The organism is Streptomyces sp. LUP30 (assembly GCF_001746365.1).
Taxonomy (GTDB): Bacteria; Actinomycetota; Actinomycetes; order Streptomycetales; family Streptomycetaceae; genus Streptomyces.
On record NZ_MJAJ01000002.1, the window covers coordinates 197,331 to 217,101 of the forward strand.

Sequence of the window (19,771 nt, forward strand, 5' to 3'; positions counted from 1 at the left end):
CGCACGCCACGCCCCGTCATCCCGGCGTCCAGCGGGTCCCGGTGACCGGACGGCCGAGGCTCTCCTCAACCTCCCGCACGCGGCAGACCCAAATGGAGAATTCTCGGCACGGGTCTGATCGACGCGGCTCCGTCATCGTGGCCGATGCCTGGAACTCGGTGTGGTGCAGGGCCGGAACGTCGGCTCCGGCCCTGCGGGGCCGACTCGGATGAGCGGCCCCTGGTCGCCGACTCGGGCGGTCAGCTGATCGTCAGCGTCGTCCTGGCCGTCGCGGTCGAGCTGTGTCCCACGTAGATGTCGATGTCACCTGTTTCGAGTTCGAACCGTCCCTGCGTGTCGTGTGTCCAGAAGCCGAGGTCCTCGGCGCCGAGGCGGAAGCGGACGGCGGTGCTCTTGCCCGGGGCCAGGCTCACCCTGCGGAAGCCACGCAGTCTGCGGACCGGTTGCACGATGCTCGCGACGGGATCGTGGAGGTAGAGCTGGACGACCTCGTCGCCCGCGCGCTCGCCGGTGTTGCGTACGGTGACCGCCACCTCGACCGTGTCGCCCTTGCGCAGGGCCCCCGCCGAGATCCGTCGCTTGCTCAGGGCGGGATCGCTGATGGTGAACGTCGTGTAGCTCAGGCCGTGTCCGAAGGGGAACTGCGGTCCGTCGGGCAGGTCGAGGTACTTGGAGGTGTATTTGTTGTCGGCGTCGTAGGGGCGGCCGGTGTTCTCGTGGTTGTAGTGGATCGGGATCTGTCCGACGGTGCGGGGGAAGCTCACCGGGAGCTTGCCGCCGGGGTTGACGGTGCCGAACAGCACGTCCGCGACGGCGTTGCCCGCCTCCATGCCGGAGTGCCAGGCCTCCAGGACGGCGGGGGCGGCATCCAGCCAGCTCCCCATGGTGAGGGGGCGCCCGTTGACCAGGACCACGACGAACGGCTTGCCGGTGGCCGCGATCGCGGTGATCAGATCCTCCTGCGCCCCGGGCAGCGTGATGTCGCTGCGGGCACTGGCCTCGCCGCTCATGGCCGGGGGCTCGCCGACCACGACGACGGTGACGTCCGCGGCCTGGGCCGCCGCGACCGCGTCCTTGATCCCCGAGGTGTCCGTACCGTCCGCGTTCACCCCCGCGACGGAGGTGACCTTGGCCTGCGGGGCCGCCGCCTTGATGCCCGCCAGCACGGTCACCGCGGGAAACTTCCCCGCCCCGGGGCCGGACCAAGTCCCTTGCAGGTCCGTGGAGTCGGCGAAGGGGCCGACCACGGCGATGGAGTGGGCCCCCGGGTGGAGGGGCAGGGCGTTCTCGTCGTTCTTCAGCAGCACCATGGAACGCGCGGCGGTCGCCCGTGCCGCGGCGCGGGTCCGCTTCGTCGGCTCCGTGATCGCCGCGGCCTCGTCGGCGTAGGGGTCGTCGAAGAGCCCGAGGCGGAACTTCAGGCGCAGGATGCGGGAGACCGCGTCGTCGAGGCGGCGGGCCGTGATCCGGCCGCTCTTGAGGAGTCGTCTGCCGTGGTCGGCGAGGTGGGTGCTGACCATTTCCATGTCCACCCCGGCGTTCAGGGCGAGCCGGCCGGCGTCGGCCCCGTCGGCGGCGAAGCCATGGACGATCAGTTCCTGAACGCCGGTGTAGTCGCTGACGACGAACCCGTCGAAGCCCCACTCGTCCTTGAGGATGTCGGTCAGTGTGTGCCGGTTGCCGTGGGCGGGGACGCCGCTGACGGTGTTGAAGGAGGCCATCACGGTGGCCACTCCGGCGTCCAGGGCCGCCTTGAAGGGCGGGAGGTAGTGGTTGCGCAGGTGGGCCTCGGAGGTGTCCACGGTGTTGTAGTCACGCCCGCCCTCCGCGCCTCCGTAGGCGACGAAGTGCTTGGCACAGGCCGCGAGCCGGTTGCCGGCGTCCAGGTGGGTGCCGTCGCCCTGGTATCCGCGGGTCTTGGCCGCGGCGAAGGCCGCCGCGAGGTAGGGGTCTTCTCCACTGCCCTCCGCGATGCGGCCCCAGCGCGGCTCGTGGGTGACGTCCATCATCGGCGAGAACGTCCAGCGCACGCCGTTGGAGCGCGCCTCCGCGGCCGAGACCTCGGCGTCTCGCTCGGTCACCGACGGGTCGAAGCTGGACGCCTGCGCGAGCGGGACGGGGAACGTGGTCCAGAAGCCGTGGATGACGTCCAGGCCGAACAGGAGCGGGATGCCCAGCCGCGATTCCTCGACGGCGAGGCGCTGGAGCTCGTTGGTGGATTTGGCGCCGTAGATGTTGAGCACGGACCCGAGCCTGCCGGTGCGGGCGGCCTTCTCCGCCTGATCGGTCTGCCCGCCGCCGGGACCGGTGTCGCCCGTCCAGGACAGCTGCTGCAGTTGCCCCAGCTTCTCCTCGACGGTCATCCGGCCCAACAAGGCCTTGATCTTCGCCTCGTAAGGGCCGGCCTCGTGCTTTGCGGCCGCGATCGAAGCGGACTGCTCGGCTCGTGCGGTTCCCGTGGCGGCTGCGGCAGCGACCGTACCGCCGAGTGCCGTGATGACCGTACGCCTGCGTACAACACCCATGCCTTCATCCTTTGAATAGGAGGGGCGGATAAGGGGTGACTCCTGAGCGCGTGTCTTTCAACAATTGCATTACGTTACGGAATGGTTGCGTCCACGTCAACGCCTTCTCCGGTGGTGACCCTGCAGCAATACCCCTTGGGAGTCGGTGAGTTATCCGCACTGGGATTGATCGGCGGCAGTGACCCGCATCGCCGAAGACGCCTGCGGACATCGGCGTCGGGTTTCGCTTATGAAACCCCTGCTGCGACTGCGGTGGGATATCTGTGCGGGTGGTTTCATCCGCCGGGCGGTGCTCGTCGCACGCGGTCGCCAGGGCGCCGAGCAGTTCGGTGCGTTGCTGGAGTTTGCTGGCTGTTGACGGTGAGGGCGTGGGCGCCGGCCATTGGGCGTACCGGTCGATGGATTCGCGGACGCCCGCCGCCAGCGTCGGCCAGGGCATTCTCCAACCGGCGAGGTGACCGGAAAGGGCCTGCCGATCGGCGGACGTGGGGGCGGTGTTTGCGGCAGGCCAGCGGCTGACAGTCGGCCACGACGGGCTGATCCGCGCGAACCTCGGGACTGCGGAATCAGGGCCCGGTCGGGGTTGTAGACGCAGGTGATCTTGGACTGGAAGGCCCACTGCCGGTTCGATTGGCCCGTGTCGGGCCACTGGATCACGTCGGCGCCGTCCGCGGTCGAGGCGCCCGAGACGCCGTCCGCCAGGGACGTGACGCAGACAGTGGGCCGAGGTCGCCGGGGCCGTACGACCCCGGTGCCGTCGTAGAGGAGGCGGCCTCGGCCACGCGGCCGGTCAGTGCAGGATGCTGACAGCCCGGGCGATCACGAGGAGGGAGGTGAACAGAGCGGAGACGCTCTGGATGCTCATCAGGAGCTTCGCGCGGGTCGACAGCGGCATCGTGTCGGTCGGACTGAACGCCGTGGAGTTCGTGACGGACATGTAGAGGTAGTCCACGAGGGTGGGGACCCAGTCCGACGTGCCGCTGGCGCCGTCGGCCACTTCCTCGATGGCGTCGTCATTCTCGTCCTGCGAGAAACGGAAATCCGCCAGGGGCAGCGCCGAGCGGGGCAACTGAGTGCGGCTGACGGGGCCGCCGCGGTCCAGCTCCCAGTAGGCCAGGCCGAAGACGATGATGTTGGTGAGCCACACCTGCAGGGCCGCCAACAACAGGGACCGACCGTCCTTCACCCCGGCGTACACCAGCTCGTGGACCAGGATGGCCAGCGCCACCAGATTACTGACGGCGATGACCGCCACGAGCGTGAGGGAAAGCACCCGGAATGCCTTCGTCTGCCGGGTCAGACGCTTCGGGTTGATCGCAATCAGCGGAATGAGCAGCAGGCACTCCAGGACGGGCAGCACGTAGCGCGGAGCGACCAGCAGCCGTTGCGGCAGGAACAGGTACAGGGCGATCGCGGCGAGCGTCGCGACGACCGCCGGCAGCCGCACTTCGCCCCTGCGTTCGTGCCGGGGATGCCTGGTGCTCGCCTCCGCACGCGTACGTGCCATATCGACTGGTCCTTCCGGTCGCCGCCACTGACAGCGCCACGACGCCTGCGTCCTTCAGCGGTGCAGGCCATCGGGCACCCCCAGCATCTACCCCGAGTATGGCTCTCCCCCGCCTGCCCGGTCCGGCGCGCGCGGCGCCGGCGTGACCGTCCGCGAGGGCCAGGCCGCGGGAAGGCAGGACGGCCTTCACGTGTAGGCCACGCCCTGTCGAGCGAGTGTGGAGGGGGGCGAGGGCGGCCAGGAGTTCCACGGCCTCGGTGACGTAGCGGCAGACAATGGTGGTTCCGACTCCGAACAGACGGGCACCCAGGCATGCGCAGCCTCTGGGAGACGGTTCTCTTGGTCGAAAACCCGTCTACCAGGGGCTCCACCACTGTGTCAGACCAACTATCAGACTGTCGGGGCAGGTTGAGCCCCTCATTGACCACCGGTCTGACACATGCGAACTCTGGACATCATTCGGTCAGCTGGTTGCCCTGACAGGCGCACTGCTGCGTCCGTGGGCTTGACCGCTGAGCTCGGCGTCCAGCGTCTCCTGAGCCACGCGCATGGCCTCGGCGTGCACGGGGTCCCGCAGCCTCTTCCACATCTCGGCCTCAGAGACGTCCTCAACGTGGCTGACCACCCACCAGATGTTGCCGATGTTGCCGCAGCGACACTGCCGTCCTGCGCCGCGCCGTCGTCGACAAGGCGGGCCGGCGGCCGTGGGGCAGGCCCGTCCCAGGACGGCGGCATGCCGTCCGACCACTCCTTGCCGTGCTCGCCCGAGGGCGTACGACGGGTGCGCACCAGGGGACCGGCCGCCTCGGCGATCGCATCGGGCGTCGCGAGGACACGGCGGAGCGGGGCACCGGTCCGGGAGGGAGCACGCGTCCTCGCTCCCCGAGGAAGGTGTACGACCACGTTCAGTTCACGAGACCACCGTCAGCACGATCTTGCCTTGGATGTGGCCCTGCGCGGCTCGCGTGTGTGCGCTGCCCGCTTCGGACAGCGGGTAGGTGCTGTCCACCCCGACCTGGAGCTTGCCCTCGTCGAACAGGCCTCCGATCCGGGCGAGCTGGGAGCCGTTGGAACGCACCTGAATGTTCGAGACCGTGATGCCCAGACGCGCCGTCTCTTCCGGGTCGTACTCGGCGAAGAACACCGGAAGCATGGTGCCTCCGCGCTTGAGCACGGTCAGGAAGCGTGAGCTGTCCGGGCCGCCGACGGCGTCGATCACGAGGTCGACACCGCTGACCACGTCCGCGGCCTGCGTCCTGGTGTAGTCGATGAACTCATCGCTGCCGAGCTTGCGCAGGAACTGCTCGTGCCGGCCTGAGGCCACCGCGATGACGTGTGCTCCCTTCCACTTGGCCAGTTGCACCGCGAAGTGACCCACTCCCCCGGCGGCCCCGTTGACCAGCACGGTCGTCCCCGGTGTGATCGGCACCGGCCGGTGCACCTGGCCGGTGAAAGGAGACGGCACGTCGTGGCCGAGGTCGACCAGGTACTGCCAGGCCGTGAGCACGGCCATCGGCGCCCCGGCCGCCTGCACGTGGTCGATACCGGCCGGCTTGCGAGCCAGGTCCGAAGCCTGCGCAGCCACGTACTCGGCGTACGTCCGGCCGTCGAATCCGGGGAACCGCAGCATGCCGAAGACCTCGTCACCGACGGCGAACCCGCGTACGTCCGGAGCAACCGCCTGGACCACACCCGACATATCCGTTCCGGGGATCAGAGGGAAGTCCAGCGCGGGCCTCATCTCTGCAGGCATGACCTTCATCCCCTCACGCAGATACCAGTCCGGCGGGTTGACGCCCACGGCGTGCACCCGGACCAGCACCTCGCCCGGGCCGATCTCGGGAACCGGCACCTCGTCATACTGCAGAACTTCCGGCCCGCCCGCTTCGTGGAACTGGATCGCCTTCATCGCGCCCGTCGCTCTCTTGAGGAAACATTGCTCCTCCAGTCAAAACCCAGTACGGCGGGGCCGTCCAAGACCGGTTCGGCAACCTGCCCATTCCGAAACGGCATGACACGTACGCTGGAAAGCGTGAACGATCTCGGACAGGACCTGGAACTGCGGCTGGTGCGCTACTTCACCGTGGTGGCGGCGCACCGCCACTTCGGTCGGGCCGCCGCCGAATTGCACGTGGCCCAGCCGGCGCTGAGCCGCCAGATCCAACGGCTCGAGAAGTATCTGGGCACACGACTGCTGGACCGCACCCCCCAGGGCGCCCACCTCACTCCGGCCGGCCAGACGTTCCTCCCCCAGGCCCAAGCCCTGCTGCAGGCCGCCCGCCAGGCCGAGCTGACCGTGCGTGAACAGGCCCAGACCGAACGAATCACCATCGGCTACGTCGAAGATCTGGTGATCACTGCCGCCGTACGGGAACTGCGCCGCCGTCACCCGGCCGCCGAGATCGCCACCCGGCATCTGAGCTGCCGCGACGTCCGGGCGCTGTCCGACAAGCGCGTCGACGCCCTGATCGCGCGACTCCCGCTGCCGCTCGCCGACGACGACTTGCTCACCACCCCGCTGTACGAGGAGCCACGGATGCTCGTGGTCCCGCACGGCCACCCCTTGGCCGACCGCGCATGGGTGACCGCGGAAGAACTGGCCGGCGAAGTGGCGGCCCCTTGCGCGTACGAGACCGCGGACTGGGCTTCCTACCGGATCCTCGGGGCCGACGTGCCGCCTGTCGAGAGTTACGAGGACAAGCTCGAACTCGTCGCAAGCGGCAGGGCGATCGCGGTGCTACCGGTCGGTGACCGGCGTAGCTCACTGCGCCCTGACCTCGTCACCGTTCCGATCGAGGGCGCTCCCGCCAGCCAGGTCGTCCTGGTCAGCCGCAAGGAGGACCCGAATCCGATGGTCAGAAATCTCCGGCTGGCGGCCGAGGCCGTCCTGACCACCTCGGCAGTCTGACCGGGACCAGGTCGCGATGACCACGGGCATCAGGTCTGCCGGGGCGTCGTCCGGCCCGAGGAGTACGGCCCAGAGCTCGACGTCAGCTTCGTCCCGCCGCACGAGCAGGACGCAACCACGGGTGCGACCGGGATGCCGACCCGGCTCGGGCCAGGTCGGCATCCAACCCCGTCCAGGAGGTGCACGCAGAGATCGCCTCCCTCGACGGGCCCCTGCGAGGGCGGCTGCGGATCGGCTCGGTCACCCGCACGGCCGGGAACTTCGACCAGCTCGGCCTGCTGCGGGGCTACCAGGAGGCGTACCCCGCGGTCGAGATCACCCTGTCCGGCTCCGGCGGTACGGACGCCGCCGCCCAGCTCCTGACCGGAGAACTGGAGGTCGCCGTCGCCGACCTGCACGAGCATCAGCCGCCCCCGGGCATCGCGTACCACCTGCTGCGCCCGGTACCGCTCGTGGCCGTTGCGGGCCGCCGGCACCGGCTGCGCGGGACCGGCGTCACGGATATGGGCAAGCCGGCCGACGCACGCTTCCTCGAGTGCGTGCCTCCCGATGCGGGTCTGCGCGCACAGGTGGATGCCGCGTCCGACCGGGCGCGGGCCCGCCGCCGGAGTGTCTGCTCACGGCGCAGCGCGGGAGATCTCGCCTCCTGAAGAGGCGGCCCCTGCACAGGCCTTGACACCGTCTGGCGCGGCGGCAAAGAATTCCCGCTGCAAACACCCGACTGAAACGTTTCAAACCTCTGGTGTCCCACGAGACCCCTCCTCCCCGGTCTCCAGGACGTCTCTCCTCCCCACGCTCACCGCACATCGACAGCAGGAGCCCGCATGTCCTCGGTAACGCGTCGGTCTGTCCTGCGCTCGGCCATAGCCGTGGCGCTCGCGCCCACCCTCGGCTCGGCACTTCTGCCGGGGCTCGCTCCCGCGGCGTCGGCCGCCGTCTCCTGGTCCGCAAAGTGGATCTGGGCTCCGTCCAGCTCGACCAACCAGTGGGTGGCCTTCCGCAGATCGTTCACCCTGGGCTCCGCGCCGTCGCAGGCGCTGACGCAGATCGCGGCGGACTCCAAGTACTGGCTGTGGGTCAACGGCACGCTGATCGTCTTCGACGGGCAGCTCAAGCGCGGCCCCAACCGCACCGGCACCTACTACGACGAGATCGACCTCGCCCCCTACCTCAGGAGCGGCAGCAACACGGTGGCGCTGCTGGTGTGGTACTTCGGCAAGCAGGGCTTCTCGCACAGCAGCAGCGGCAGCGGCGGCCTGCTGTTCCAGTCCGACATCACCACCGGTTCCACCACCACCCGGGTCGTCAGCGACGCCGGCTGGAAGCACACCGTCCACCCCGGCTACTCCAACAACACCAGCGGCACCCAGGTCAACAGCCGCCTGCCCGAGTCGAACGTCTACTACGACGCCCGCAGCGCCACCGCCATGACCGCCTGGGAGTCGACCGGCTTCGACGACAGCGCGTGGAGTGCCCCGACCGACTTCGGAGCCGCCGGCGCCGCGCCCTGGAACGATCTCGTCCAGCGGCCGGTCCCGCAGTTCCGGTACTCGGGCCTGAAGTCCTACGGGAACGCGTCCTCACTGCCGCCCACAGGACAGGGCACCACCGCCATCACGGCCACCTTGCCCTCGAACCTGCAGGTCACGCCGTACCTGAAGGTCGACGCTCCACCCGGCGCGGTGATCGGGATGCAGACCGACCACTACGCCGACGGTGACGGCCTGACCGGCCTCACCCGCGGGGCGGAGAACAACGTTCGGGCCACCTACGTCTGCGCGGGCGGGGTCCAGGAGTTCGAGGCGCTGGCCTGGATGAGCGGCACGGCGGTGAAGTACACGATCCCGGCCGGCGTCACCATCCTGGACCTGAAGTACCGGGAGTCCGGCTACGACACCGATTTCGCCGGATCGTTCAGCAGCAGCGAGGCCTTCTTCGACACCCTGTGGGGCAAGGCGGCGCGCACGATGTACGTCAACATGCGCGACAACTACATGGACTGCCCCACCCGCGAGCGCGCCCAGTGGTGGGGTGACGTGGTCAACCAGCTCAAAGAGGGCTTCTACACGTTCGACACCCGCTCCCACGCGCTCGGCGCCAAGGCCATCGCCCAGCTGGCCGCCTGGCAGAAGCCGGGCGGGGTGCTCTACTCGCCGATGCCGTCCACCATCTGGACCGCGGAACTGCCCGTCCAGATGCTCGCGTCGGTGTGGGCCTTCGGCACGTACCACCTCTACACGGGCAACTCCGACGCCGTCTCCGGCACCTACCCGGCGGTGAAGGCGTACCTGAACCTGTGGAGCCTGGACTCGGCCGGTCTGGTCAGCCACCGCGCCGGGGACTGGGACTGGGAGGACTGGGGCACCGACATCGACGCCCGCGTCCTGGACAACTGCTGGTACTACCTGGCCCTCGGCACGGCCATCACGCTCGCCGGCCTCAGCGGCAACAGCGGCGACGTCGCCGCCTGGCAGGCCAAGCGCGACAGCATCAAGGCCAACTTCGACCGCGTCCTGTGGGACACCTCCAAGAACGAGTACCGCTCCCCCGGCTACACCAAGGACACCGACGACCGTGCCAACGGCCTCGCCGTCGTCGCCGGCCTCGCGCCCGACTCCCGTCACCGGGCGATCACCGAGGTGCTGCGCACCCACCTCAACGCCAGCCCCTACATGGAGTTCTACGTCCTGGAGGCGCTCTACCTGATGGGCGCGGCCACCGTCGCCGAGGAGCGGATGCGCAACCGCTACGCAGCCCAGGTCGCCGACCCCGCCTGCTACACCCTGTGGGAGATCTGGGACAAGTCGGGTGGAACAGACAACCATGCCTGGAACGGCGGCCCCCTGTACACCATGTCCGCCTATGCCGCCGGCGTCCGTCCCACCAAGCCCGGCTGGACGACGTACGACGTCATCCCGCAGACCGGCACCCTCACGAAGATCAACACGGTCACGCCGACCGTCAAGGGCGACATCCGCTTCGGCATCACCCGCGACGGTTCCCAGGTCACCCTGACCCTCACCTCGCCGAGCGCAACGACGGCGCGAGTGGGCGTGCCGACCTATGGCGGCGCCTCACCGGTCGTCAAGGCCAACGGAACCACCGTCTTCACGGGCGGCGCCGCCACCGGCGGCGTCTCGGGCCTCAGCTACGCGAGCAAGGACGCCTCGTACGTCTACTTCACCCTCCAGCCGGGCACCTGGACGTTCACGGTCACCGGCGCGGGGCGCCTGGACGACCTCGCCCTCGGCCGACCGGTCACCGGCAACAGCAGCCTGGAGAACGGCGACTGGGGCAAGAACCGGCTCACCGACGGCAGGCTCACCAGCGTGACCGGCGCCAAGGGCTACACCAGCGTCGACTTCCCTTCCGCCGACGTCAGCGCAAACCCCGTCTGGGTGGAGATCGACCTCGGCGCCGACACCGACCTCGACGCCGTACGGCTCTTCCCGCGCACCGACACCCCGGCGGTCGGCGGCGGCACAGCCGGCTTCCCCGTCGACTTCACGATCCAGACCCGGCCCGACGGAGCCGGCGCCTACACCACCGCCCGCACGGTAACGGCCGAGCCCAACCCCGGCGGGCTCGCGCAGACATACGGCTTCAAGACCACCACCGCCCGCTACGTACGCCTGCAGGCCACCAGGCTCGGCACGCCTCCCGTCGACGAGACCACCAAGTACCGCCTCCAACTCGCCGAACTCACCGTCCCCACCGCCGCGACCGCCGTCACCGCCAACTACACGCTGGAGAACGGTGACTGGGGCAAGACACGGCTCCTCGACGGCACCCTCACCAGCGTGACCGGCGCGAAGGGCTTCACCAGCATCGACTTCCCGTCCGCCGACGTCAGCGCCACCCCGGTGTGGATCGAGATCGACCTCGGCGCGGACCGGGCCATCGGCTCCGTCACCCTGCACCCCCGCACGGACGCCGCCGCTGCCGGGGGCGGCACACCGGGCTTCCCCGTCGACTTCACGATCCAGACCCGCGCCGACGGAGCCGGCGCCTACACCACCGCCCGCACCATCACCGCCGAACCCAACCCGGGCGGAGCCGCTCAGACCTACACCCTCACCGCCGCGACAGGCCGCTACCTACGCCTCACCGCCACGAAGCTCGGCAAGCCCGCCTCTGACGAGAGCACCAGGTACCGCCTCCAGCTCGCCGAGATCCGTATCAAGTAACAACCCATGCGGAAACGGGGGCCCGTCATGCACCATGACCGGCCCCCCATCGCCATCGCCATCGCCATCGCCAACCAGTCTCTGTTCCCGCCGCCGGCTGAGCCCCGACCGGCTTTCCGGCGCTTCTCCAGACAGATCCACCGTGTCCCCGGTACGTCGTCCTCGTGTGTTCCCGCTTGACCTTCCGGCGGGGGCCCGGCATGGCCTACGGTGCGGATCAAGGACCGCCCCGATCGAGCCGGGGCGGGGCGGGGAGGACAGATGCGCGGGCAACCTAGCGGACACGGCACTGCGGCGGACGTCAGGGAGCCGACCGGGGACATGGTGGTGGTCGAGGACCTGCGCCGCACCTACGGCGGCGGCGACACCGCCGTACACGCCCTGCGCGGCGTGTCCTTCACCGTCCCGCGCGGCGAACTCGTCGCTCTCAGAGGGCGTTCCGGCTCAGGCAAGACCACCGTGCTCAACCTGATCGGTGGGCTCGACTCTCCCGACGGCGGGCGGATCACCGTGGACGGCACCGACCTGGCCGGTCTCGGTGAAGACGGCCTGCTGGCGTTGCGCCGCGACCGCATCGGCTTCGTCTTCCAGTCCTTCGGTCTCATCCCCGTGCTGACAGCTGCCGAGAACATCGGGGTTCCGTTGCGACTGCGGAAGGTCCCGGTCCGCGAACGCGAGGCCCGCGTCGACCTGTTGCTCTCCCTCGTCGGCCTCTCCGACCATGCCGACCAGCGTCCCGGCGAGCTTTCCGGCGGCCAGCAGCAGCGGGTGGCGGTGGCCCGGGCACTGGCGAACAACCCGGCCCTGATCATCGCCGACGAACCCACCGGCCAGCTCGACGCCGACACCGGCCTCACGGTGATGAACCTGCTGCGCGCCGTCGTCCGCAGTGAATCCGTCACCGCCCTGGTCGCCACCCATGACACGCAACTCCTGGCGCTGGCTGACCGCGTGCTCGAACTCCGCGACGGCCGCATCGTCGAGGACGCCTGACGGCGTGCCCGTCGACGGGCGACGGGAGCCGGGGCCCTTGCCCGGACCGGCCACCGGCCGGATGCCGCCTGGTGTTTCTGCGTCGGCGCCAGTCCTGCGCGCCACCCTGATCGGCGCGGCCACCGACCTGCCGGATCCCACTCCTCGTGGACACTTTCGCAATATCCTGGCGACTGCCTGACAGCGTTGTCCGCAGTCACTTTCTCGGGGGACCGTGTGCGAGTTCACGAACAGCAGACAGGGGCACCGGACCTGGACGAGCTGCGTCGGCGGGCCGTGGCCGCCGCCCCGCAGCGCGAGGCGGGGCTGGTCGTGTGCGAGAACCTGGTGCGGATCTACCAGAGCGAGGGCGTCGAGGTGCAGGCCCTGCAGGGCCTCGACCTCACGGTGGCCGAGGGCGAGATGATCGCGGTGGTCGGCGCCTCCGGGTCGGGCAAGTCGACCCTGCTGGGCATACTCTCCGGCCAGGACGTGCCCACCGCGGGTGGTGCCGAGGTCGCCGGGCACGATCTGCTGGCGATGAAGCGCCGCGAGCGGCTCGGTTACCGGCGTCGCACGGTGGGCTTCGTCTGGCAGCAGACCTCCCGCAACCTCCTGCCGTACCTCTCGGCGGCCGAGAACGTGATGCTTCCGATGACATACGCGGGGATCAAACGCTCCCGGCGTCGGGCCCGGGCGGAGGAACTGCTCGACCTGCTGTCCGTCGGCCACTGCCGGGACCGCACTCCCGACACGCTCTCGGGCGGGGAGCAGCAGCGGGTCGCCATCGCCGTCGCCAACGCCAACGAGCCGCGGGTGCTGTTCGCCGACGAACCCACCGGTGAACTCGACACCGCCACCAGCGACGAGGTCTTCGCCGCGCTGCGTCGGGCCAACGAGGAGCTGGGTGTCACCGTGGTCGTGGTCACCCATGACGCGCTGGTGTCCGAGCAGGTGCAGCGCACCGTACGGATCCGTGACGGGCGCACATCGACCGAGGTGCTGCGCCGGGTCGCCACCGGTGAGGACGGCGTCGAGGTGCACACCGCGGAGGAGTACGCGGTGCTGGACGGCAGTGGCCGGCTGCAGCTGCCGGGCGAGTTCACCGAGCGTCTGCACCTACGCAAGCGGGTGCGGCTCGTGCTGGAGAGCGACCACGTGGGTGTGTGGCCCGACGAGGCCGCGCGGCGCGCGCGGGCGGACGCGCACGACGCGGCGGGCGGTCCCTCCGAACGCTGAGCGAGCCGAGGGCGGTCGGCAGGGCGGGCGTCGTCACGGCGCGGGCTTCAGGCGAGGCGCAGTACGGCTCCCAGTCCGCGCCGGCGGGCGACGACGGCTTCGGCGACCGCGGCGGCAAGGATCAGCGCGGTCACGCCGACGACGAGGGCCACGGTCAGTGAGTTGTCGGTGTGCAGTGCGGGCTGGGTGGGGCCTCCGGTGAACTGCCGCAGGTCCAACGTCTGCGCCATCAGCCGTGGTTCCAGCAGCCCGAGCAGGGTGCCGCCCACCGCTGAGGCGAGTGCCAGTGGCAGCAGTTGCAGCAAGTGCAGGGCCCCCGCTTCTGTGCCGCCGAGTCCGAGTGTGCGCAGGAAGGAGGTCGTACGGCTGCGCTCGTGCGAGGTGAGGGTCAGTTCCAGGACGAGCGCGAGCAGGCCCGACAGGGCGGCCAGGAGCGAGGTGGTGGTGTAGATCGTGCCGAGTCCCCGGGTCAGGCCGTCGGTACGCAGAGCACTCAGCGTCTCGGAGCGGACGCGGATGCGGGCCAGTGGCCCCAACGTCCTGGCCGCCGCCGACCGCAGTGCGGCGGGTTCCGCGGTGGCGGGTGCGTCGCTTTTGAGGAGCAGGACGGTGCTGCCCGAGGGCTGCGGGGGCATCAAGCGGGCGGCTCTGGCGGTGGTGATCAGCAGGGGTGTCCCGGCGGCGATCTGCGCCGTGACCGGCCCCAGCAGCGGGTCGCGCAGTTCGGCGGCGGTGAGGGTGCCGGCCGGTGTGAAGACCAGGTCCTTCGGGCGCTGTCCGTCGCGTACGACCGTGCCGGTGAAGCCGCCGGTGCGCTCTCTCGCCCGCAGGTCGGGCGACAGGAGGGAGGGCAGGGGGGCGTTCGCGTCGGCCCGGGAATCCGTGGACGTGGTCAGCCGGGCCAGCAGGGTGGCGGCCAGCGGTGACTTCGGGGCGACGGCGGCCAGTTGCTCCGGGTCCACGGTGATGACGGCGACCGGCGAGATCACCGCGCCGTCGGCCTGTCCTGCCAGGTCGAGGGTGTACAGATGCTGGAGGGCGGTCCGTGTTCCGGTGGCACGGGTGTCCGATGCGGGCGTGACGGTCCCGGCCACGGTCGCACTCGCGTCGGCGCCGGTGGTCCAGGCCGCACCCGTGACCAGACCGTCGTCGATCGTACGGTGCACGAGGCCGCCGAACACGGCCGTTCCCAGGGTCAGGACCAGCACGAAGAGGGCCATCCCGGTCGCCGGGGCGTCGTGGGCGGCCCGGGCGGCCCCGATGAAGCCCACCGTTCCCCGGCTGCGCCGGCCCTGCCGCAGCACCAGGCGCAGCATGAACGGGTAGCACCGCAGCAGGATGAGTACGACGGTGAGCGCCACAAGCGCCGGCACGGCGCCGAGAATGCCGTCGGGGCCCTGTGAGCGCAGCGCGACCACGCCCGCTCCCGTCGCGATCAGTACCGTCAGCTCCAGGACCACGCGCCGGCCGACGGCGAGGTTCCGGCGTGAGCGCCGCAGTCGGACGGTTCTGCGTGGTTCACGGACCGCGAGCCAGGTCATCAGCAACACCGTCAGCGCCACGGCCGAGGCGGCGAGCGCGGCGGTCATCGGTTGTGGCGATCCGGACGTCCCGCTGGGAGCGAGGGGCTCTGCGGCCGCCCAGCCGAGCAGTGCGGCGACCGCCACCACCGGCCAGGCAACGGCGCAGCGCATCAGCACCAGTCGCCCGGTGGACGCGCCCCGCGCGCGCTGCAACCGCAGATGCGCCTGCCTCCGGCGCAGCAGCAGCCGTACCGCGACGGTGACAGTGGCCAGGGCGACCGCGGCCAGCGCGTCGACGGCGAACGTCGCCAGCTGTCTTGCCTGTTGGTCCTGAGCGGTGAAGGCGGCGAGGAGCGGCGTCAGGGAGTCGATCACCAGCAGGGGGCCGGTGGCCTGGCCGCCGACATGGCAGCCGAGGTCGCCGGTGATCGGGTCGGCTCCCTGGCACAGGGCCGTGCTCAGGTCCGCGCTGTAGTGGGACAGTGGGCCGGTCAGCGCGCGGGCCCGGTCGAGCGCCGCCCCGGACAGGTCGACGCGCAGTTGCCAGGTCATCCGGGGGCCGCCGACGCCGGCGCCGGCCAGCAGGTCGGCCGCGTCGAGGCCGATGAGGCCACGGACGGCGAGCACGGTGCCGGCGGAGTGCTCGGCCGGGTAGCGTGACGGCTGGTCCAGTGTCTCGCGGCCCGACCAGAAGTCGTCGCTCGCGGCCGTGGTGCGGTAGACGCCGCTCACGAGCAGCTTCGCGTGGGGTGGTGCGTCCTGCACGCCGAGCGTCTTGGCGAACTCGAGGGTCAGCAGGCTGCCGGCGCGGACCCCGAGCGCCTGCGCGGTGCTCTGCGACAACCCGATCTGGGGCGCCGTGCCCAACGGCGTGTGGTCAGCGGGCGGTCGGCCGCTGACGTAGTGCAGGTGGGCCCGCGCGGACGGCAGATAGCTGAGCGCCAGCTGGGTGCTGGTGTTCGCCGGGCCCGGGGGCCGCGGTGAGATCAGGGACGCCTGGTCGTAGTCGTAGCTGCCGCCGGTGACGGTCACATGATGTGCGGCGGGGCCGGTGAGCTGCTCGGTGAGAGTGCGGCCGGCGCGGAGCAGGCCGGCCGCGTCCACCGCGGGCGGCACCGTGTCGAATACCTCGGGTGTGGTGCTCAGGCTGATCAGGGGCGCTTGTGCCTGTGAGGCGTCGACACGTTGCCGCAGTGCGCGGTCCTCCTGGCCGCCCGCGAAGGCCGGGGCCCACGCGCAGAGCGCCGTGAACACCAGGACGACGGCCGCCAGGCAGGCCAGCAACGGCAGATCGCCGCGGGTCTCCTTGCGTATCAGACGCCGCGTCACCGCCGCTCCCGCTCCCACGGTTCGCGTCACGGTCCGTCCTTTCCGGTCGTGTCCCGGGCCGTCCCCGTCCGTCGTGCCGGGCCGCGGGCTCACCGGTCCTCACCCGCTCGCAGCACCCGTACCAGGTCCACCCGTGACAGCAGCCGGGCCAGCGCCAGCACCACCGCGCTGATGACGACAGCGGTGGCCACCGTGAAGAGCGCCACGGTCGCCCAGGGGATGACCAGTGGCAGCGGCGGATAGGGAGCCTGTCCGCTGTCGTCCACGGTGACCAGTGGCAGCACCGCCGACGCGAGGGCCATGCCCATCAGCGCCCCGGGAACCACCGCGAACAGGGCCAGCGCAAGTTGCTCGACGCCGAGCAGCGCGGACAGGTTTCCGGTGCGGACGCCGATCGCCCGCAGCAGGGCGAACTCCCTGCGGCGCTGCCGGGTGGAGACCACGGCGTGCACGGTGAAGGCGATGACCGCGAAACCGGGGGCCAGATAGCGGACCAGTTCCAGCACCCGGCGCAGCCCACTGCGGAACGGGTCTGCCTTGAGGGAGGCAGCGGTACGCGCTGTGGTGGCGACGCGGCCCAGCGCGGGCTCTGCCTCGGCGGCGGCGGCCGTGCGCGCGCTGTCGGTGCTGCTGAGCCACCAGAACGCCGGATCCGCCTGGTCGGCACCGGCCTGCGTCATCGCGGAGGCGAGTCGGCGCTGGTCGGCGATCAGATGCCCTTGTCCGCGGCCCAGTCCGGGCAGCGAGTCGAACCGGCCCACCACCTTGGCCGTGATCCGGGCGCCTCCCAGATCCAGCGTCGTGGTGCCGCCCACGCTCAGGCGCGCGGCGTTCAGCGTCGAGGCGTCGGCGCGCACCGGAAGCGGCGCGGGACGGCCGACCGGGCCCACGACGAGTCGCACCCGGCCGGCGGGTCGGGTCTCGTAGTCGCTGTCGGACAGGTAGCCGCCGAGGACGCCGTCGACGGCCTGGGAGGGCTGGATACCGGTGCTGACGGTGGTGCGGAGTACGTCGGTGCCGCCGGGAACGATGGAACACACCCCGGGGGTGCCGGGCTCGTACGCGCCGGCGGGTTTTCCCGCGCACGCGCCCGCGGTGGAATCCGAGGCGTGGTCCGTGCCGTCGGCCCAGGCCTGCCCACGGGGCAGCCGGGTCTCCCAGGTGTCCCCGGTGCCGCGCGCGCCCACCCGGATCAGTTCCAGGTCCAGTCGCGCGGGGCGCGTGCCCGGCTGAGGGAGGAGGTCGACGGCGGTCACCGTCAGCGGGTACTGCCTCGGGTGGCCGCCGCTCAGCGCCACCTCGAGTGGGACGACGACGGTGTGGCGGGCTCCGTCGGCGGCGGGCAGGTGGGTGGTCACCGTGCTGACGAGACCGGAGGCGTCCTGCAGGGTCAGCTGCACGCCCGGCGCCGCCCGGCTGCCATCGCTGCTCAGCCGCTCGTCCAGGAGCAGCGCGGTCGGCCGCCCGGGCAGCCGTATCCCGTGGACGTCCGGTGACGGGCTACGGGGAGCGGGGCCGCCGATCGTCCCGATCAGCTCCTCGGTGGCGCCGCCGGGCAGGTTCACCGTCGACCGCGTCACCGGCGTCACGGCGGCGACCGCCGGCAGCGCGCGGTAGGCGGCGCCCAGTACGGAGGAGGGGTAGTTGCCGGCTGTGGACGGGGAGATCCGCACGTCCGCGCCGACCGTGAACGCGGCCTCTTCGGAGGCCAGGGCGCCGAGGCAGGCCAGCGCGGTCGTCGCGAAGGCGCTCACCGACACGGCCAAGCACATCAGCACCACCGGTCCCGCGTTGCGCGCAGCCCGCCGGCCCAGCTGCCAGCCGGCCAGCGCGAGGACGACGCCCCGGCTACGACGGCCGACGGCGTCCAGCACGAGCGAGGCCGGCGGCAGCAGTCGTAGCAGCAGAAGCGCTGCGGCGCCCGCCACCAGGGTCGGCACCAGAACCAGCACCGGATCCGCGGACGCGCCGCCGGTACCCAGACCGGCCAGCAGTGAGTGGTGACGCCGCAGTTCCAGAAAGCCCAGGACGGCGACGGCCGCCAGGGCCAGGTCTGCGCCCAGCCGCTGCGCGGCGGCGGCCCGTGCGCCCCGGGCCGACCGCGTCCGCGTCGACGGCAGTACGGGCAGCAGCACCGCCGCGGCGTGCACCAGCAGGGTCAGACCCACCGCCGCCCATGCGCCGGTGCCCCGGTCGCCGGGGTGCAGCAGTCCGGCCAGGAAGGGCGCGGCGACAGCGGCCGGGACGCCGGTGAGCGCCCACTCCGCCGCGGCACCTGCCAGCAGCCGCGGGGTGCCGGCGCCTCTCGCCCGTTGCAGAGCCAGCTCGACCCGCCGACGCACCGTCAACTGCCGTGCGGCCAGGACCAGAGTGGCGAGGGCGAGGGCCGCCAGCATCACGCTCGGCAGGTACAGCGAGGACCGGGCCGCCACCATGGGCACCGTCAGGTCGTCGATCGCACCCGGCAGGCCGGAGACCACGGTCAGGTCGTCCAGCGACGGCTGCCGCCCGCCGAACACCGACACGCGACTCCGGCTCCCGGAGAATGCGCGCAGCCGTTCGCGCAGCCCGGCGAGGCTGCCCGCGTCGATCCGGGAGAAGTCGGGCTGCACACTCCAGTGGGCCGTCAGATGCCCGTTCAGGACGGCACTGCCATTGAGGGCCGACGCCGACACCACGAGCAGACTCTGGTCGGCGGTTTCCCCGGGGGCGAGGTCGCCGGCCATGGCCGGCCAGAATCCGACGGCGCCACGGGCCCGGAAGACACCGGTGATCCGTACGGTCATGGCGCGTCCGAAGGCGTCCTCCACCTGCAGGCGGGTGCCGGGTCCGACGCCCAGACGCCGGGCCAGTGCGTCGGGCACCGCAGCGTCGAGAGGGGCGGTGGATCCGGTGGCGACCCGGACGTCGGGGAGGGAGGTGAACGCGGCGGCCGGCGCGGCGGCCGTGCCGGCAGGCCACCGCCCGGCGACCAACTGCCCGAATTCGCCCCCGTTTTGAACAGCGACCGGGTGCAGCCCACCGGCTCCGGGAACGCGCGGTGGGCCGGCCGCTTCGCCGATCCCTGTCACCGAGACCGGCGACACGCCCAGCAGGCCGACGTAGGTCCGCTGCGGCACGCCGGCGAACACCCGCTCGACGGCGGCCCGCACCTCTCGATCGGCGGCGGCCATTCCGCCGGCCCGGAAGGACGCGCTGACGTTCACCTGCGCGTCGAGGCGGCCGGCAAGCCTCCGCACGGCGCCGTCCTGCACGGAACTCCCCGCCAGCGCCGCGAGCGCGGCCAGCGCCGTCGCACACAGCAGCACGGTCACCGCGACAGCGGCCAGCGCCGGCCCGTGCCGGGTGGCCCGCCTGACCACGGCGGGAAGCCGCCGCCGAGGAGGACGCGGGGCACCCGGGCGTGGCCGAGGTGAAGAAGTCAAGGCCGTGGCGGCCACATGCAACCCCCGCAGAATCGAACATGTGACGGTGACGGCGTGTCACAGTCCTACCAGGCATCCCCAAGACCGCACAAGAATCGCCGGTGCCATTTGGAGTTGCCGGGTGGTGCCAACCTTCCCAAAACGTCCAACTTCGTT

Annotated in this window: 10 protein-coding genes and 1 pseudogene; 5 read left to right on the forward strand and 6 right to left on the reverse strand. The window is 71.2% G+C overall.

Features of this window, described 5'->3' with window-relative positions:
- Nucleotides 1-239: 239 nt before the first annotated feature.
- The 4 genes and pseudogenes from BG482_RS02815 to BG482_RS02825 form a co-directional block, all read right to left on the reverse strand.
- The gene (locus BG482_RS02815) at nt 240-2,525 is read right to left on the reverse strand and encodes a glycoside hydrolase family 3 N-terminal domain-containing protein (protein WP_079141541.1); all 2,286 of its coding nucleotides are present in this window, start codon (nt 2,523-2,525) and stop codon (nt 240-242) included.
- 790 nt (nt 2,526-3,315) lie between these two features.
- Entirely contained in the window at nt 3,316-4,032 is a 717-nt protein-coding gene (locus tag BG482_RS02820) for a DUF1345 domain-containing protein (RefSeq protein ID WP_069767209.1), read from the reverse strand.
- 463 nt (nt 4,033-4,495) lie between these two features.
- Nucleotides 4,496-4,672 (reverse strand): annotated as a pseudogene (locus tag BG482_RS44890) (VOC family protein); the annotation flags it as partial.
- Nucleotides 4,673-4,942: 270 nt separating this feature from the next.
- On the reverse strand, nt 4,943-5,941 hold the full coding sequence (locus tag BG482_RS02825) for an NADP-dependent oxidoreductase (protein WP_069767210.1): 999 nt from the start codon (nt 5,939-5,941) through the stop codon (nt 4,943-4,945).
- 123 nt (nt 5,942-6,064) lie between these two features.
- On the opposite strand from BG482_RS02825, the gene BG482_RS02830 reads away from it, so the two are divergent.
- The 5 genes from BG482_RS02830 to BG482_RS02850 all read left to right on the forward strand — a co-directional run bounded on the left by BG482_RS02830 (nt 6,065) and on the right by BG482_RS02850 (nt 13,338).
- On the forward strand, nt 6,065-6,940 hold the full coding sequence (locus BG482_RS02830) for a LysR family transcriptional regulator (RefSeq protein ID WP_069767211.1): 876 nt from the start codon (nt 6,065-6,067) through the stop codon (nt 6,938-6,940).
- A gap of 179 nt (nt 6,941-7,119) precedes the next feature.
- On the forward strand, nt 7,120-7,590 hold the full coding sequence (locus tag BG482_RS02835; RefSeq protein WP_256096216.1) for a LysR substrate-binding domain-containing protein: 471 nt from the start codon (nt 7,120-7,122) through the stop codon (nt 7,588-7,590).
- Nucleotides 7,591-7,764: 174 nt separating this feature from the next.
- Nucleotides 7,765-11,127 carry a discoidin domain-containing protein gene (locus tag BG482_RS02840; protein WP_256096217.1) on the forward strand — a complete coding sequence of 1,121 codons (3,363 nt, stop codon included), beginning with the start codon at nt 7,765-7,767 and terminating at the stop codon, nt 11,125-11,127.
- 261 nt (nt 11,128-11,388) lie between these two features.
- Nucleotides 11,389-12,120, forward strand: coding sequence for an ABC transporter ATP-binding protein (locus BG482_RS02845; protein ID WP_069767212.1), 732 nt, complete (start codon nt 11,389-11,391; stop codon nt 12,118-12,120).
- A 216-nt stretch (nt 12,121-12,336) separates the two neighbouring features.
- Nucleotides 12,337-13,338: an ABC transporter ATP-binding protein gene (locus tag BG482_RS02850; protein WP_370745738.1), complete on the forward strand. Its 1,002-nt coding sequence runs from the start codon at nt 12,337-12,339 to the stop codon at nt 13,336-13,338.
- 47 nt (nt 13,339-13,385) lie between these two features.
- On the opposite strand, the gene BG482_RS02855 is transcribed toward BG482_RS02850, so the two are convergent.
- The gene (locus BG482_RS02855; RefSeq protein ID WP_256096218.1) at nt 13,386-16,220 is read right to left on the reverse strand and encodes a hypothetical protein; all 2,835 of its coding nucleotides are present in this window, start codon (nt 16,218-16,220) and stop codon (nt 13,386-13,388) included.
- A gap of 59 nt (nt 16,221-16,279) precedes the next feature.
- A complete protein-coding gene (locus BG482_RS02860) occupies nt 16,280-19,552 on the reverse strand; it encodes an ABC transporter permease (protein WP_069767214.1) in 3,273 nt (1,090 codons plus the stop codon).
- Nucleotides 19,553-19,771: the final 219 nt, after the last annotated feature.

Coding starts and splice junctions, on each gene's coding strand:
- BG482_RS02815 (WP_079141541.1), bottom strand. CDS start 2,525: ATGGGTGTTGTACGCAGGCGTACGGTCATCACGGCACTCGGCGGTACG.
- BG482_RS02820 (WP_069767209.1), bottom strand. CDS start 4,032: ATGGCACGTACGCGTGCGGAGGCGAGCACCAGGCATCCCCGGCACGAA.
- BG482_RS02825 (WP_069767210.1), bottom strand. CDS start 5,941: ATGAAGGCGATCCAGTTCCACGAAGCGGGCGGGCCGGAAGTTCTGCAG.
- BG482_RS02840 (WP_256096217.1), top strand. CDS start 7,765: ATGTCCTCGGTAACGCGTCGGTCTGTCCTGCGCTCGGCCATAGCCGTG.
- BG482_RS02845 (WP_069767212.1), top strand. CDS start 11,389: ATGCGCGGGCAACCTAGCGGACACGGCACTGCGGCGGACGTCAGGGAG.